The organism is Ensifer sp. ZNC0028, from assembly GCF_000799055.1.
Lineage (GTDB): Bacteria > Pseudomonadota > Alphaproteobacteria > Rhizobiales > Rhizobiaceae > Ensifer.
This window is the reverse complement of the sequence record NZ_JTLA01000135.1, coordinates 13,792-30,253: the sequence shown is the minus strand read 5'-3', so window position 1 is coordinate 30,253 and position 16,462 is coordinate 13,792. Positions and strand designations below refer to the sequence as shown.

13 protein-coding genes are annotated in these 16,462 nt (G+C 63.5%); 3 read left to right on the top strand and 10 right to left on the bottom strand.

Annotated elements, in window-relative coordinates; all coding sequences use genetic code 11:
- Positions 1-31: 31 nt before the first annotated feature.
- The 3 genes from L981_RS28665 to L981_RS28655 form a co-directional block, all read right to left on the bottom strand.
- Entirely contained in the window at positions 32-1,264 is a 1,233-nt protein-coding gene (locus L981_RS28665; RefSeq protein WP_043624635.1) for an aromatic ring-hydroxylating dioxygenase subunit alpha, read from the bottom strand.
- 254 nt (positions 1,265-1,518) lie between these two features.
- Positions 1,519-3,966 carry an FAD-dependent oxidoreductase gene (locus L981_RS28660; protein ID WP_043624633.1) on the bottom strand — a complete coding sequence of 816 codons (2,448 nt, stop codon included), beginning with the start codon at positions 3,964-3,966 and terminating at the stop codon, positions 1,519-1,521.
- Positions 3,963-6,410 carry an FAD-dependent oxidoreductase gene (locus tag L981_RS28655; RefSeq protein ID WP_043624630.1) on the bottom strand — a complete coding sequence of 816 codons (2,448 nt, stop codon included), beginning with the start codon at positions 6,408-6,410 and terminating at the stop codon, positions 3,963-3,965. Before L981_RS28655 ends, L981_RS28660 begins: the two co-directional genes overlap by 4 nt.
- Before the next feature lie 123 nt (positions 6,411-6,533).
- Between L981_RS28655 and L981_RS28650 the strand changes: the two genes are divergently transcribed.
- Positions 6,534-7,409, top strand: coding sequence for a LysR family transcriptional regulator (locus L981_RS28650; RefSeq protein ID WP_043624627.1), 876 nt, complete (start codon positions 6,534-6,536; stop codon positions 7,407-7,409).
- Here L981_RS28650 and L981_RS28645 read toward each other — a convergent pair.
- The 4 genes from L981_RS28645 to L981_RS28630 form a co-directional block, all read right to left on the bottom strand.
- Positions 7,406-8,077, bottom strand: a complete 672-nt coding sequence (locus tag L981_RS28645) for an amino acid ABC transporter permease (protein WP_043624625.1) — start codon at positions 8,075-8,077, stop codon at positions 7,406-7,408. The genes L981_RS28650 and L981_RS28645 overlap by 4 nt on opposite strands.
- Positions 8,078-8,094: 17 nt before the next feature.
- Positions 8,095-8,916, bottom strand: coding sequence for a transporter substrate-binding domain-containing protein (locus tag L981_RS28640; protein ID WP_043624623.1), 822 nt, complete (start codon positions 8,914-8,916; stop codon positions 8,095-8,097).
- Positions 8,917-8,921: 5 nt separating this feature from the next.
- Positions 8,922-9,224, bottom strand: a complete 303-nt coding sequence (locus tag L981_RS28635) for a GYD domain-containing protein (protein ID WP_043624622.1) — start codon at positions 9,222-9,224, stop codon at positions 8,922-8,924.
- A 63-nt stretch (positions 9,225-9,287) separates the two neighbouring features.
- On the bottom strand, positions 9,288-9,953 hold the full coding sequence (locus L981_RS28630) for a cysteine hydrolase family protein (protein ID WP_043624620.1): 666 nt from the start codon (positions 9,951-9,953) through the stop codon (positions 9,288-9,290).
- Positions 9,954-10,090: 137 nt separating this feature from the next.
- Here L981_RS28630 and L981_RS28625 point away from each other — a divergent pair, with 137 nt between their 5' ends.
- Positions 10,091-11,002: a LysR substrate-binding domain-containing protein gene (locus L981_RS28625; RefSeq protein ID WP_043624618.1), complete on the top strand. Its 912-nt coding sequence runs from the start codon at positions 10,091-10,093 to the stop codon at positions 11,000-11,002.
- A 98-nt stretch (positions 11,003-11,100) separates the two neighbouring features.
- Here the strand turns inward: L981_RS28625 and L981_RS28620 are convergent, their stop codons facing one another.
- The 3 genes from L981_RS28620 to L981_RS28610 form a co-directional block, all read right to left on the bottom strand.
- Positions 11,101-12,786 carry an alpha/beta-hydrolase family protein gene (locus L981_RS28620; RefSeq protein ID WP_043624614.1) on the bottom strand — a complete coding sequence of 562 codons (1,686 nt, stop codon included), beginning with the start codon at positions 12,784-12,786 and terminating at the stop codon, positions 11,101-11,103.
- A 254-nt stretch (positions 12,787-13,040) separates the two neighbouring features.
- Positions 13,041-14,330 carry a mechanosensitive ion channel family protein gene (locus L981_RS28615; protein WP_043624610.1) on the bottom strand — a complete coding sequence of 430 codons (1,290 nt, stop codon included), beginning with the start codon at positions 14,328-14,330 and terminating at the stop codon, positions 13,041-13,043.
- 137 nt (positions 14,331-14,467) lie between these two features.
- Positions 14,468-14,926, bottom strand: coding sequence for an Lrp/AsnC family transcriptional regulator (locus tag L981_RS28610; protein WP_043624607.1), 459 nt, complete (start codon positions 14,924-14,926; stop codon positions 14,468-14,470).
- 126 nt (positions 14,927-15,052) lie between these two features.
- On the opposite strand from L981_RS28610, the gene L981_RS28605 reads away from it, so the two are divergent.
- Positions 15,053-16,336 (top strand): cystathionine gamma-synthase family protein, encoded by a 1,284-nt coding sequence (locus L981_RS28605; RefSeq protein WP_043624604.1) that lies wholly within the window; start codon positions 15,053-15,055, stop codon positions 16,334-16,336.
- Positions 16,337-16,462: the final 126 nt, after the last annotated feature.

The following is a 16,462-nucleotide window of genomic DNA, read 5'->3' as shown; positions in this document are numbered from 1 at the left end:
CCGGCGACGCGATTTGCCTGCAGCTTGCCGCTCAGGCCGGCCGGCGGATCTCGTCGAGATACCAGTTGATGTAGCGCAGCTCGTTCTGCTCCATCGGCGCGATCGGGCCCGGCACGAAATAGTGCGAGCGCACGCCGCGCGACGTGTGCTCGATGATCGCCTTGTCTTCGTCGGTCGTCACCTTCCAGAGCCAGGTGAGCTTTTCCAGATCGTAGTCGCGCCCCTCCTCGGCCTTGCCGTCGACGAGCCAGATCAGTTCCATCTCCGAGGTTTCGGCCGTCTTCGGTATGAAGCGGTAGATCATGCCGTGGTCCGGATAGCAGACGAGGAAGGTGGTGCCGCCGAGATGGATCGAGGTGACGCCGCCGTCGAAATCGGTGAAGCGGCCCATCAGCGTGCTCAGCGCCTGCCCGTCCTTGCTGCCGGTCTGGACGCCATCATAGAGCGCGTAGCGGAAGGCATGGATGGTCTCCTTGCCGCCCGTGGAATTCTGCCAGTGATTGCCGGAGGCGACCTCGATGCCGAGCGCGCAGGTGCGCGCCTCCATCTTCGCGTTCAGCTCCTCGATCATGTGCAGCGGCTGTTCCAGCGCATGGGTTTCGGAATATTCCGGATGCGCCGGGCCGCAATGGTAGCACTCGACGTAATTCTCGACCGCAAGCTTCCAGTTGGCGTCAACCGGATAGGACTGACGATGAGCGATCTTCGCCGAGCCCCAGCCATATTGGCCGCAGGTCGCGTGCAGCAGCCGTTCGACCTCGGAGAAATCGAGCGGATCGGCGGCGAACGAGATGAAGATCAGCCCCTCAACGACACGCACGTTGAGTTTCTTCAGCCCGTGGTCCTCGCGCTTGAAGTCCTTGGGCATCAGCCTTGCTGCCTTCAGCGCGCCGTCATTGCCGTAGGTCCAGGCGTGATAGGGGCAGACGAAGGCGCGGGCGTTGCCCTTGTCCTTGGTGCAGACCTCCGCACCCCGATGACGGCAGACATTGAGCATCGCGTGGATTTCGCCGCTTGCCGTGCGGGTGACGATCACCTGCTCGGACGCCATGCGAAAGACCTCGAAATCGTTGGCGTTCGGGATCGCACTTTCGTGCGCCACGCAATGCCAGTGACGCCGGAACACCCGCTCCAGGTCCCGCTCATAGATCTCCGGGTCGAGATAGAAGGCGCGGGCAAGCCCATGGCCGGGACGATGGGCGGCGACCAGCTGATCGATGCGGTCGCCCGCAACTGTCGTATCCTTAAGCTCCGATGCGAGCATGGACTGAACTCCAGAAAGAAGACCGGAAACCCGCGATCCGGCACGCGTATTGTCCTGTTCTAGGCCCGGAACGGCCCCCTCATGCGCGCAGCGAGGCGCTGCCCCTCATCCGCCTGCCGGCACCTTCTCCCCGTTTGACGGGGAGAAGGGATATGCGGCACCGTCTCGCCATTGCCTGAACCATCGGTATGGCAGGTCCCCTCGCCCCGCCTGCGGGGAGAGGGTTAGGGTGAGGGGCAACCTCAAACGCCCGCCTACATGCGCACCCGCTCCGCCCGCGGGTCGTACATTGGCTTCAGCGACGCCTCCGCCTTCACCCGCGTTCCGGCGATCTCAATCTCGAAGCTTGATCCGAGCACGTCGTCTGCGCTCTCGCCTTCCGAGGGCACGTAGCCGAGGCCAATGGCGCCGCCCAGATGGTGGCCGTAATTGCCCGATGTGATCGTGCCGACGATCTTGCCGTCGCGCACGATCGCCTCGTTATGGAAGAGCAGCGGCTCGGGTTCCGTAAGGCGGAACTGCACCAGCCGGCGCGACAGCCCGCGATTGTGCTTGGCAAGCACTGCCTCGCGGCCGATGAAATCGCCCTTGTCGGCCTTGACCGCAAAGCCGAGCCCGGCTTCAAGCACGTGGTCCTCGTCGGTGATGTCATGGCCGAAATGGCGGAAGGCCTTTTCGATGCGGCAGCTGTCGAGCGTGTGGATGCCGCAGAGCTTCAGGCCCAGCCCTTCGCCGGCCGCTTCCAGCGCCTCGAACACATGCGCGGTCTGGTCGGTCGGGACATAAAGCTCCCAGCCGAGTTCGCCGACATAGGTGACGCGGTGGGCGCGGGCGAGCCCCATGCCGACCTCGATCTCGCGCGCCGTGCCGAACGGATGCGCCGTATTGGAGAAATCGTTGGGGCTGACCTTCTGCATGAGATCGCGCGCCTTCGGCCCCATGACGCAGAGTACGCTTTCGCCGGCGCCGACATCGGTGATGACAACGAACTCGTCCGTCAGATGCTTGCGCAGCCACGCAAGGTCGCGCTGCAGCGTGGCGCCGGGCACGACGAGCAGGAACGCCGTCTCCGAAAGGCGTGTCACCGTCAGGTCGCTCTCGATGCCGCCGCGGGCGTTCAGCATCTGGGTGTAGACGATGCGACCGGGCTCGACATCCATCTCGTTGGCGCAGAGCTTCTGCAGGAAGGAAAGCGCATCGCGCCCTTCGACCCGGATCTTGCCGAAGGAGGTCATGTCGAACAGACCGACGCCGTTTCTGACCGCCAGATGCTCGGCCTTCTGGTTCTCAAACCAGTTCTGCCGCTTCCAGGAATAGCGGTATTCGCGCTCCTGGCCCTCGTTGGCGAACCAGTTGGCGCGCTCCCAGCCAGCGACTTCGCCGAAGACGGCGCCGCGGGCCTTCAGGTGCTCATGCAGCGGCGAACGGCGCACCCCGCGGGCCGTCGCCATCTGGCGGTAGGGGAAATGGTCGGCATAGAGCAGGCCGAGTGTTTCCGAGACGCGGTCTTTCAGGTAGGCCCGGTTCTTCTGGAACGGCTGCGCCCGGCGGATATCCACCTCCCAGAGATCGAACGGCGGCTCGCCGTCGTTCATCCATTGCGCCAGCGCCATGCCGGCGCCGCCGGAGGAAACGATGCCGATCGAGTTGTAGCCGGCCGCCACCCAGTATCCCTTCACTTCAGGCGCTTCGCCGAGATAGTAGCGATCGTCGGGGGTAAAACTTTCCGGGCCGTTGAAGAAGGTGTGGATACCAGCCGTTTCCAGCATCGGCATGCGGTTGACCGCCATTTCGAGGATCGGCGCGAAGTGGTCGAAATCGTCGGGCAACTGGTCGAAACAGAAGTCCTCGCGGATGCCGTCCATGCCCCAGGGCTTGGCCTTGAGCTCGAAGGCGCCGATCAGCATCTTGCCGGCATCCTCCTTGTAGTAGGTGCATTCGTCCGGCACGCGCAGCACCGGCAGGCGCTTCAAGTCCGGGATCGCCTCAGTGACGATGTAGAAATGTTCGCAGGCGTGCAGCGGCACCGTGACGCCCGATTGCCGCGCAAACTCCCTGCCCCACATGCCGGCGCAGTTGACGATATGGTCGGTCTCGATCGTGTAGCTCTCGCCATTCTGCTCGCAGGTGACGCCGGTGACCCGGCCGTCCTTCTTCAGGACGGATGTCACCTTGACACCTTCGATGATCGTTGCGCCGTTCTGGCGGGCGCCCTTGGCGAGCGCCATGGCGATATTGGCTGGGTCGCACTGACCGTCGAGCGGCAGGTGCACCGCCGCCTTCACATCCGACGTGTTGAGGTGCGGATACATCGCCTTCACCTCGTCGGGCGTGATCTCACGCACGTCGACATTGAAGGCACGCGCCAATGAGGCCTGGCGGTAGATCTCCTCCTTGCGCTCCTCCGTCAGCGCCACGGTGATCGAGCCGTTCTGGCGCATGCCGGTGGAAATGCCTGTCTCGGCCTCGAGCTTGACGTAGAGATCGGCCGAGTATTTCGCGAGCCGCGTCATGTTTTGCGAGGCGCGCAGCTGGCCGATCAGGCCGGCCGCATGCCAGGTGGTGCCTGACGTCAGTTGCTTGCGCTCAAGCAGCACCACATCGGTCCAGCCGAGCTTGGCCAGGTGATAGGCGACCGAACAGCCGGAGACGCCGCCGCCGATGATGACCGCCCGGGCTTTCGAGGGAATGGGCTTGGTCATGCGCGCAGTCTTTCATTGGAGGGATCCCAGAGCGGCTGGTCCGCCTCGACCGTCGCCTTGAAGCGGTCGCCGAAGATCTCGACCTCGATTTCTTTGCCGGGCACCGCAAGATCGGCCCTGAGCATGCCGAGCGCGATCGACTTGCCGACCCGGTGGCCCCAGTTGCCCGAGGTCGTCTCGCCGACCACCTGGCCTTCGGACCAGAGCGTCGACATGTAGGGCGCGTCGCAGCCGTCGGCGGCAACCGTCAGCGTCACGAAGCGCTTGGCAACACCCTGCTGCTTTTCACGCTCCAGCGCCGCCTTGCCCTTGAAGCCAGGCTTGCCCCAATCGACGAAGCGCTCAAGCCCGCCCTGCAGGATGGTGTAGTCGGTCGACAGATCGCCCTTCCAGGCGCGATAGCCCTTCTCGATGCGCAGACTGTCGAGCGCTTCCATGCCGAAGGGTTTGAGCCCGTGCTTCTGCCCGGCCGCCCAGACGGCGTCGAAGATGATGGCCGTGTCCTCGACCTTCGTGTGGATCTCCCAGCCGAGTTCACCGGCGAAGGAGACGCGCACCAGCTGGCAATAGCGCCCGGCGATCTGCGCCGTCTGGTGCGTGAGCCAACCCCTGGTTAGATCGGCTTCGCTGACCTCGGCGAGGATCGCGCGCGACTTCGGCCCGGTCAGGATCTGGCAGGAGAAGGACTTGGTGACGTCGTCGATGGTGAAGGCGGCGTCGGCCGGTCGGTGCTTCATCAGCCATTCGAAATCGTGCCACTGCGCGGTTGCCGCGGTGATGAGGAAGAAGAAGTCTTCGTCGAGCATCATCACCGACATCTCGGTAACGATCCGCCCCTTGTCGTCGGCGAAATAGGCCAGGCCGATGCGCCCAGGCTTCGGCACGCGGCCTGTGATGAGACCGGAGAGCCATGCGGTCGCTCCCTCACCCTTTACCCGGAAGCGCGAGAAGCCCGGCAGGTCGAGTATGCCGGCGGCATCGCGCACGGCAAGACATTCCTCCTTGATGCGCTCCGCCCACGGACCCTCGCGGCCCCAGGTCTGCGTCGCCTCTTCGGAGGTGTCGTCGCCGGGATTGGCGTACCACATGGCGCGCTCCCAGCCGTTGTAGGGCTTGAACTGGGCGCCAAGCGCTGCGATCCGGTCGTTGATCGGCGACAGCTTCTTGCCCCGACCCGCGGGCCAATAATGCTTCGGAAAATGCATCGCATATTCGTGGCCGTAGATCTCCATGCCCTTGGCGATGCAATAGTCCTGGTCGGTATAGTCGGTGTAGCGCCGGGGGTCGCAGGACCACATGTCCCACTCCGTCTGGCCCTCGGTGATCCATTCGGCCAGCACCTTGCCGGCGCCGCCTGCCTGGCAGATGCCGAAGGTGAAGACACAGGCCTCGAATGCATTGGGCACGCCCGGCATCGGGCCGATCAGCGGATTGCCATCAGGCGCATAGGGGATCGGGCCGTTGATGATCCGCGACAGCCCGGCGGTGCCGAGGATCGGCACGCGCTCGACCGCGTCGTTCAGATACCATTCCAGCCGGTCGAGATCGTCGGGGAAGAGTTGGAACGAAAAGTCCTCCGGCATCGGATCGTCAGGCGTAACCCAATGAGCGCGACAATTGCGCTCGTAGGGCCCGAGGTTCATGCCGTTCTTCTCCTGGCGCAAATAGTAGGAGCTGTCGACGTCGCGCAGCAGCGGCAGCTTGTGGCCGGCCTCCTTCGACCAGGCGGCAAGCTCCGGGATCTCGTCGAACAGGATGTACTGGTGGCTCATGACCATCATCGGCACGTCGCGGCCGAACATCTTGCCGACCTCGCGGGCATAATAGCCGGCGGCGTTGACGACATATTCGCAGCGGATCTCGCCCTGCGGCGTCGAGATCACCCATTCGTCGTTTTCGCGCCGCGCGCCGGTCACGGGACAGAAGCGGATGATCTTGGCGCCCATGTCGCGGGCGCCCTTGGCGAGCGCCTGGGTCAGCTGCGCCGGGTCGATATCGCCGTCATAGGGATCGTAGAGCGCGCCGGTCAGTTCGTGCGTTTCGAGGAAGGGATAGCGGGCGCGCATCTCGTCGGGCGAGAGAATGTCGAGGTCCATGCCCTGGTAGCGGCCCATGCCGACGACGCGCTTGAACTCCTGCAGCCGCTCCTTCGAATGGCCAAGCCGGATCGAGCCGGTGACGTGATAGTTCATCGGGTAGTCGACCAGCGCGCCGAGATCGCGATAGAGCGACGCGGAGTAGCGCTGCATGTTCATGATCGACCAGGAGGACGAAAACGTCGGCACATTGCCGGCCGCATGCCAGGTGGAGCCCGCCGTCAGCTCGTTTTTTTCCAGGAGCACGCAATCGGTCCAGCCGGCCTTGGCGAGATGGTAGAGCGAGGAAGCGCCGATCGCTCCCCCACCGATGATCACGACACGCGCGTGCGACGGCAAATTCGACATCAACTGTTCCCTCGTTTTGGCGAATTCTTGCCGGGGAAGCCGGGCGTCATCAAGCAACGGAAACAGGCTTTATTGATCGATGTTTTCGATTAGATTGGAGCGATCGCAGCGGGAGAGAACGGCATGCAGGTGGAGCTGATCGAAACCTTCCTGGACCTGATGGAGAGCCGCTCCTTCAACCGCACCGCCGAGCGGCTGAACCTCACCCAGTCGACCGTCTCGCATCGGGTGAAGGCACTGGAAGCGCAGTTCAACCGCAAACTCTTTACCCGCAACAAGGGCGGCACCGTACCGACGGCCGCCGGCCTGCGCTTTCTCGATTACGCGAAAGCCCTGCAAAACCAATGGCATGAAGCAACGCGCGCAGTCACCAATGCCGGCGCGCTCGAACGCTCCATGCGGCTTGGCGTCCAGCATGATCTGGCGGAAGCCTTTGCCGGGGAATGGATGGCAACGATCCGACGGGAGATGCCCGGCATCGAGATCTACATGGAGGCGGACTACTCCAACCAAATGAACCGCGATCTCGGCGCCGGCGACCTTGATCTGGCGATCCTCTATACGCCCCACTACCTGCCCGATCTCTATTACGAACGGATCGGCGATCTGCATTACGTCATGGTGAGCACGGAGGCGCAGACGCTCGCTGAGATCCGCTCCGAAAGCTACATCCGCTCGAGCTATTCGCCGGGCTTCGATCGTGCCCACCGGCTGGCGCTGCCGCATCTCTCCGCAGCCCTGCTTGCCGCCGGGCAGAACATGGCGATCACGCGGCTGTTGTCCACACTCCGCGGATCGGCCTATGTGACGGCCGCGACGGCCGAGCGACTGGCGAACGATGGACTTGCCGCGCGCGTTCAGGATGCGCCCGTCATTGCGCAGACCGTCTATGCCGCCACCAGCCTGCGCACCCGCCACGCCCACCAACACCGCAAGATCATCGCGGCCATGGCCGATCTGCTCGCAACGCTGCCGGTGCCAAATTCGGAAACGGGTTAGGCCATGCGGCTTTGAATGAGCCGCTGCAGAAACATCAGGATCGAAACGATCGCGAGGTAGTAGACCAGCGCTGCCGAATACCACTCGACGAAGCGGAAGCTCGACGCAATCGCGTCGTTGACCACCGCCATGATCTCGCGCATCGAAATCACATAGGCAAGCGACGTCAGCTTGATCAGGTTGATGAACTCGTTGACCAGCACCGGCATGACGATCCGGAGCGCCTGCGGCAAGACCACCAGAAAGAAGGTCTGCCAGCGGTTGAGGCCGAGTGCACGGGCGGCGTCCGTCTGCCCCTGGCCGATCGCCGCAAGCGCGCCGCGCATCGCTTCGGCCATGTAGGCGGCCGTCACCAGCGTGAAGGCGATGAAGGCGGCGACGAAGGGCGTGTACCAGGGTGCGCGCGTCAGGCCCGGAAAAAGCTGCGGCGCGCCGTTCCAGACGATCAGCAGCACGAGGATCAGCGGTGACGAGCGGAACAGCCAGACATAGAGCTGCGCTGCCGTGCGCCGGACCGTTGCCATCGAGTTGAGCGCGACGGCAAGAGGCAGGCAGAGCAGAAACGACGCCGCCTGCACCAGGATCGACAGCAGGATGGCGATGCCCGCCCCCTGCAGCATGACGGGCATGGTCAGGGCATCGAAAAACAGTTTCGTATCGAAGTTCATGCCCCGCCTCCTTCAGATCAGGAGTCGTAGTCGACGTCGAAGAGCGCCGGATCGAGCCCGTATTTCCTGGCGAGATCGCCGAAGAAGCCCTTCTCCTTGAGCGCCTTCAGCCCTGCCTTTACCGCGGCTGCATCGCCACCGTCGCGGCGGCTGTAGATGCCGTATTTGAAATCGGAAGCCCAGATGTAAGGGAGTGTAAGTGCGCCGTCGGAACGCGACGCGCGATAGGCGCCCTCGGCCTCCTCCGTCACGGTCGCATCGACGCGGCCGACGAGCACCTGCTGGTAGGCTGCCTGCTGGGTCGGGTATTCCTGCACCTCGACCGGCGGCAAGCCCTTGGCGGTCAGCGCTTCGTTTAAGGGCCCGATCCGCTCTTCCTTGTAGTAGGCACCGGCTTCGAGCGCGATCACCTTGCCGCTCAGGTCCTCCGGCACCTTGATCGTATCGCTGCCCGCCTTGGTGACCATCGCGGTTGCCGACTTCATGTAGGGCACGCCGTCATAGGTCTCGCGCCGCTTGGCGTTGATGTAGATCCCGCTGACGATGACGTCGCAGCGCCCTGCCCCGAGCGTCGGCAACAGGCCGGCAAATTCGGTGACGGTGTAGTTCACCTTCGCGTTCCATTGCGCTGCCAGCGCTTCGGCGATCTCGATGTCGATGCCGGTCGGCGCGGCATCGGCCGGATGTTCCTTGAAGGAAAGCGGCGGAAAGGCCGCTGTGGTGCAGACACCGATCTCGCCATCGGCGGCGAAAGTCGGCGGCTCGGCCTTTGCGACGCCGGCCGAAAGCACGACGGTTGCAAGAAGGGTTGCGCAGGATGCCAGTCTGATCATCGTCATTCCCCTTATCGTGCTGGTGAAACCCGGCCGACGATGTCGCCATAGGTGTGGCTATCGAAGGCCGGAAGGATGAGCGGGTCCACGAAGCCGTCGCGCCGCGCGGTCAGCACGTATTGCATCATCGACGCGTTGTCGGGCATCTCGAAAACCTGGACGAAATCGTAGGTGCCGAGCGTGGCGTAGAAGGCGACGGAGCGACCGCCGAGCGCTGCGACCCGATCCTCGCTCACCTTGCGGCGGCTGCCACTATCGGCAAGCTCGGCCAGTCCCTTGGCGGTCAGTCGCATCAGCGAGATATATTTTTGCATGGGGCATCATTCCGTTGAAACGGTTGGCAAAAACGTTTTGACGATGTGAAGTTGGTGGCGCGCTTAGCGCGCGGCTCTCGCAAGACCCGCGATGACCGCATCGCTGGTCGAGACCGTGCCGAAGATGCCGTTCTCGATCGAGATCATGTTGATCGCCGCCTCATGTGCCCACTGCTCGCCGCTGGCGCAGCAGTCCGAAATTGTCAGGCACTGGAAATTGCGGTCGCAGGCTTCGCGCAGCGTCGTATGCACGCAGACATCCGTGGTGCAGCCGGTAAAGAGCATGTGGGTGATGCCCTGCGATCTCAGCACGTGCTCAAGGTCCGTGTAGGTGAAGGAACTGTTGCAGGTCTTGTCGATGATGACGTCGGTGTCGGCGACATCGAGTTCGGGCAAGAGCTGGAAGCCGGGGCTCGAGCGCAAAAGCACCTGCGTGTTTTCAAGCCCCGAACGCTTGCGCCGCCATTTCTCGTAAGGCGTCATGTCGGCGAGATCGGCGCGGTAGCCCTGGCGTGTGTGGATGATCAGGCAGCCGGCTTGCCGTGCGGCCGCAATCACGCGGTTGACCGCAGGCACGATCCCCGCCAGCGGCGCCGGGTCGTAACCCATCGAGGCGAAGTAACCGTTGGGCGAGCAGAAGTCGATCTGCAGGTCGATCACCATCAGCGCAGTCTGCGCCGGTACCAGCTTTCCATCATAAGGAAAATCAAACGGTTGTGCCTCGATCATCATCGTTCTCCCTCTCTCCGCACAGAGTCATAGGAGCAAAAATCGATTGGGAATAGCGATTTTTTATGCTTGATATTGTGCAGTCTGGCTAAACGATTTGACGCCGTGAGGGGCGCGATCAGAGCGGGAGGGCTCACGTGAAGGCGTTGCATTTCCTGCCCTATATCAGGGCCTTCGAGGCGGTCGCGCGCATCGGTTCCGTACGCCAGGCAGCCGACGAACTGGGCCTCAGCCCCGGTGCCGTGTCGCTGCAGCTGCGCCGACTGTCGGAGACGACCGGGCTCACGCTTCTTGAAAAGTCCGGCCGCAACATCAAGCTCACCGCCGCCGGCCGCGAATTCGCGCAGACGGTCTCCCACGCGATCAGCAATCTTGCCGCAGCCGTCGAGGACGGCACCGACCGCAGGCTCGAAAGCCACCAGCGCAAGCTGACGGTCGGCCTGCCGCCGGCGCTGGCGATTGCCTGGATGGCCGGCCTCCTCGTACAGTTCGCCGGTACGCGCGGCGTCACCGATCTTTCGATGCGCAATTGCATCCGCGCCTCAGACGTCGTCTGGGACGATGTCGATCTCGCCGTCGTCTACGACAACCCGCCCTTCGACGGCCTGTGGTGGCAGGCAGTCAGCGACGTGAAGCTCCGGACGGTCTGTTCGCCGCTGCTCTTCCCCAGGCTCGAAGGGCCGCTGCGCGAGCGGAAGCTGCGCGACGTCACGCTGCTGCATGAGGATGACGGCCGGGAATGGACGCGCTGGTCGGCCGCCGCGCGCATCTCGCTCGAAGGCAGCCGCAGCGTACGCGTGCAATCGGTCGCAATCGCCGTCGCCTCGGCGCTGCAGGGCCAGGGCATCGCGCTCGTCTCCGACGTGCTGACACGCTCCTATCTCTATGAGGGGCGCCTGATCCAGCCTTTCCCGACGGCGATACCGGCGTCGGCCGGCTACTACCTGCTCTGCCCGACGGAAAAGGCCGAGGAGCCGCTGATCCAGGCCTTCGCAAACCAGATCGCCGCGCACCTGCGTGGCGAGCGGTCCGGCGACAAGCAGGCCTAGATCAATTCATCGTTTCCTTGAAAGGATGAATTGATCTAACTCTTTGAAATTACGCAATTCCGTCCGGAAAACCGTTTCACACCTTTCCTGGAATTGCTCTAGTAGCGCCCCTTGAGCATCGTCTTCAGCCGCTCGGCATCCGCTTCGGTCACACCAGGCGGTGCCATCACCTGCATCCACGCGTCGATATAGTGCTCCGGCGCATAGACATGGCCGTAGCCGATCGGCGAGGTCGTCGCGAGCGCCATGTCGGCGAGCAGCTGGAACATAGTGACGACGGGGAACCATCTGAGCGCCGGCGAGACGTCCGCTCCGCGCGGCGCCTTCATCCAGTCCGGTTCGCGGTAGAAGGAATGGGGATCGAAGAAGGTGATCGGGTCGCTTGCATATTGCAGGTAGACGATGCGGACATTGCCCCAGGTCGCGCCTGGAATGTTCAGCGCATTCTCCTGGTTGGTGAAACGGATTACTGAGCCGTCGCGGTAGAGCGGCCGCCATTCCGGCGAGCCCGGATTGCGATTTCGCGTGATCTGCAGCCATGTCTTCGTCGGGAACGGCGAGCCGACCCAGAGAGCGCCCTGGAACGGATCGCTGATGATGTCGAAGGGATCGACCGAGCCTTGCGAATTCATCGAGCCGAGGCTGAGACCATAGAGATAGAGCTTCGGCCTTTTGTCCTTCGGCAAGGTCGTCCAATAACCGTAGACAGCATCGAACAGCGCGTCGGCGGTCTCGGCGCCATATTCCGGCTCGACCAGCAGCGACAGCCAGCTCGTCAGGTAGGAATACTGCACCGCGACGCTCGCGACATCGCCCTTCAGCAGATATTCGAGTGAATCGAGGCCAGGCGGGTCGATCCAGCCGGTGCCGGTCGGAACCACGATCAGGAGGTTCGAGCGCTCGAAGCCGCCGACGCGCTTCAGTTCTTCGAGCGCCAGCTTCGCCCGTTCCTTGGCGGTTTCGGCCGAGTTGAGGCCGGCATAGACGCGCAAGGGCTCCTTCGCCTCTCCGCTGAAGAAGCCGCCGATGTCCTTCGCCGCCGGGCCGGAGGCGATAAACTGTCGACCCTGGCGGCCAAGCTCGTCCCAGCGCATCAGCGAGGCGCTGCTGCCGGTCTTTGAAGGATCGCTCGGCGGCGCGACATCCGGATCGATCAAGGCATCGAGCCGCTGGAAAGAGCTGTCGGCAGCGTGCAGCACAAAGCGGAAGATGACGCCATCGGCGGCCGACCAGAAGAGCGCGAGCGCCGCAACCACGCCGGCGAGCTTCGCCATCGGTCGCGTCAGCACATATTCGAACCGCCGGGTCAGAAACTGGAAGGTCAGCCGGAAGAGCCGCGCAAGCAGCACGATGACGACGAAGACGAGCGCCGCGATCAGGCCGAGCTTGAACGGCTCGGCGCTTTCGACCGGGTGCATGCCCATGATCTCGCGCACCGTGTTCTGCCAGTAGGCGGTGCGCCAAAGGAAGGTGAGCGCAACCGCGATGCAGCCGAACGCCGCCACCACCTTCACGGTGAAACCGGTGCGGCCGCGGATCTCCGGCAGGTCGAGCAAGGACCATAGCCAGCGCATGAGCACGCCGATCGCATAACCGGCGGAAAGCGACAGGCCGGAGATTACCGCCTGCACCACATAGGGCCGCGGGATCAGGCTCGGCGTCAGCGACATGGCGAAGAAGAAGACGCCGACGATCAGGCCCGTGGTCGAAAACGAAGCCAGAAGCGCGGAGACGAAACGCGGCACCGGCAGTCTCGACAGTCGCGTCCGTTGAAGATTTTCCATGGCCGGTCCCACCTTATGCAGTCCTGTCGCCGGAACGGTCGGAGTCCGTCCGGGCCAACCCTCGAGCCTGCGGCTTATCAGCCGGCCGAAGGTCGCTTTATCATGTTGAATTGCTGCACATTTATCCCCCAATCGGCGACGATTTGACGAAACATGCAGCAGGCGTTGGCTGCAATGTCGCCTTCCCCTCGCGCCCAGTCAATTGCCGCAACCGCAAGACGCGTGGTTCCTGACGTTTGAGCGCACGCGCGCCCTCACGCGCGTGTCACCTCGACCGGCGTCTTCATGATGATTTCGCGGTGCGGGAACGGGATCGTAACGCCCGCCGCCTTGAACGCATCCCAGAGCGCCATCAGCACCTGGCCGCGAATGTTGGTGAGCCCGTTGCTCGGATCGGAGATCCAGAACCTCAGCTTGAAATCGAGCGACGATGCGCCGAAGCCGGTCATCCAGCAGACCGGCTGGGCATAGCTGCTCGCGACCCGCGGCAGCGATGCGGCGGTCTCGATGGCGATGCGCGCCACCTCGTGCGGGTCGCTGTCATAGGAGGTGCCGAAATCGATCTCGATGCGGACGAAGTCGCTGGAGAACGACCAGTTGACCACCTGCTGCGAAATGAAGTCCTCGTTCGGAATGAGGTACTCCTTGCCCTCCCGGGTGATGACGGAGACGAAGCGGGAGCGCAGGTCGCGCACGGACCCGAAGGTATCACCGAGCGTGATCGTGTCGCCCGGCTTGATCGACTTGTCGAGCAGGATGATGATGCCGGAGATGAAGTTGGAAACCACCTTCTGCAGACCGAAACCGATGCCGACGCCGACCGCCCCGGAAAACACCGTCAGCGCCGTCAGGTCGATGCCGGTGGCCGACAGTGCGATTGCGCCGGCAAAGCCGATCAGCGCGATCTTCACCAGCTTGCTGATCAGCACCTTGAATGAGGGCGTCAGGTCTGCTGACCGCTGGATCCAGTGCGACGAGACATTGCCGATCAAAACCGCAAGCCAGATCAGCGCCGAGGAAAGCACGATCGCCTTCAAGACGAGCAACAGCGACAGGCGAACCGCGCCGAGATTGATGGCAACGCCGTCGAGCGTCGTCAGGATCACCCGATCGAGCCCGACCGCATAGAGCGCAAAATAGATCCAGCCGACGACGGCGGTAACGCGCGCCAGCATCTGGTTGCGGATGATGCGTGTGAGCACCGAGATGACGAACCACGCGGCCGTCAGCGTCAGCGCGGTCGCCACCAGCCAGCGATAGGACGGCCAGCCGAAGCGCAGGATCATCCCGTCGGCGATCCAGAGCCACACGATCAGAAACAGCCAGCGCAGCCGCCGCATGAAGGCGATGATGACGCGCAGCAGATCCGGATTGCCCTTGATCGTGCGGGCGCGGGCTTCGACCCGCGGCTCTATTCGCTTTGCCAGCGCGCCGCAGACCAGGTAACCGGCGGCGATGATGGCGAGCTGGTAATAGGTCCATGCGTTCAAAAAGACCGTCTGCAGCCACGAAGCGGCGGCATCGAGCGCTGTTGCGAAATCCATCGTCTCTCTCCGAGAGATCGAGGCGCCCGCCGAGCGTGTGGGACGCCCTCCTAACGCGAATCTAGGGCATCCCTGACGGTTTCAAAGCCGATCGACGATTATCGAAGCGCTTCAGAGGCTTAATGGAGGGGTGGACGCTAGATCCGCCGCTCCTTGATCGTGTTCATCACGAAGCTCGTCTCGATCGAGGCGACGCATTTGAGCCTTGCGATTTTCTCCTTGATGAAGCGCTCGTACTGATCGAGGCCGGCGCTCATCACCTTCAGCACGTAGTCGCGCGAGCCGGTCACCAGATGGCACTCGAGCACCTCGTCCCAGCCGCGCACCGCCTCTTCGAACATGACGATCTCGTCCTCGTGCTGGCGGCTGAGCGTGACGGTCGCAATCGCCGTCATCGTCCAGCCGTCGACTGCGGGATCGACCAGCGCCGTATAGCCGCGGATGACGCCGGTCTCTTCCAGCCGCCGCAGCCGGCGCAAACAAGGCGATGCCGAGAGCCCCACCCGCTCGGCAAGCTCGTTGTTGGTCAGCCGGGCATCCGCCACCAGTTCCTTCAAAATCCTGCGATCCGTCTCGTCGGCAATTTTCTGCGCCATATCTTCTCAACTCAGCCAAATCTTTGCGCAACTCAAGGCGATCCCGCCGGAAATAGCAAGGATCGGTCCAAGCATCTGATATAATTTGCCTGTCAGTCGAGTCCGCTTCGCTTGAGGAGACAAGCCATGACCGCACCGCATCCCTCCAAAACCCACATCGGAAACCACAAGCTGCATCCTGAAACGCAGATGCTGAATTATGGCTACGATCCGGAACTGTCGGAGGGCGCGGTCAAACCGCCGGTCTTTCTGACCTCCACCTTCGTCTTCCGCTCTGCCGAAGAGGGCCGCGACTTCTTCGACTTCGTCTCCGGCCGCAAGGAGCCGCCGGCGGGCGTCGGTGCCGGCCTCGTCTATTCGCGCTTCAACCACCCGAACAGCGAGATCGTCGAGGACCGCCTCGCCGTCTACGAGCGCACCGAAAGCTGCGCGCTGTTTTCCTCCGGCATGTCGGCGATCGCCACGACGCTGCTCGCCTTCGTCAAGCCCGGTGACGCGGTGCTGCACAGCCAGCCGCTCTATGGCGGCACCGAAACGCTGCTTGCCCGCACCTTCCTCAATCTCGGCGTCGCGGCCGTCGGCTTTGCCGATGGCGTCAACGAAGCGGCCGTATCAGCCGCCGCCGAAGAGGCGATGGCCAAGGGGCGGGTCTCGGTGATCCTGGTCGAGACGCCGGCGAACCCGACCAATAGCCTCGTCGACGTCGCCATGATCCGCCGCGTTGCCGATGCGATCGGCCGGAAGCAGGGCCATACCCCTGTGGTCGCCTGCGACAACACGCTGCTCGGACCCGTCTTCCAGCGGCCGATCGAGCACGGCGCGGACATCTCGCTCTATTCGCTGACCAAATATGTCGGCGGCCACTCCGACCTCATCGCCGGTGCCGCACTCGGCTCCAAGGCGGTGATGAAGCAGGTTAAGGCGCTGCGCGGTGCGATCGGCACCCAGCTCGATCCGCATTCCTGCTGGATGCTCGGCCGTTCGCTGGAAACGCTGTCTGTGCGCATGCAGAAGGCCGACGACAACGCCCGCATCGTCGCCGAATTCCTGCGTGACCATCCGAAGGTCGAGCGCATCCATTACCTGCCCTTCCACGGCGAGGACACACCGGTCGGCCGCACCTTCAAGGCGCAATGCACCGGCGCCGGCTCGACCTTCTCCTTCGACATCGCGGGCGGCCAGGAGGCGGCCTTCCGCTTCCTCAACGCGCTGCAGATCTTCAAGCTTGCCGTCAGCCTCGGCGGCACGGAATCGCTCGCCAGCCACCCGGCGGCCATGACCCATTCCGGCGTGCCGATCGAGGTGCGCCACCGCATCGGCGTGCTGGAATCAACCATCCGCCTGTCGATCGGCATCGAGCATCCGGACGACCTCGTGGCCGATCTTTCAAACGCGCTGTCGCTCGCCTGATGCAAGAGGCCGCCGGTTTCGCCGGCGGCCTCTTCGCTGATTTCAGATGGCGCAATTCCGGACGAAAAACCGCTGTGCACTTTTCCTGGAATTGGTTTGCTTGGCCGGCGCAATTCCTGACGGAAA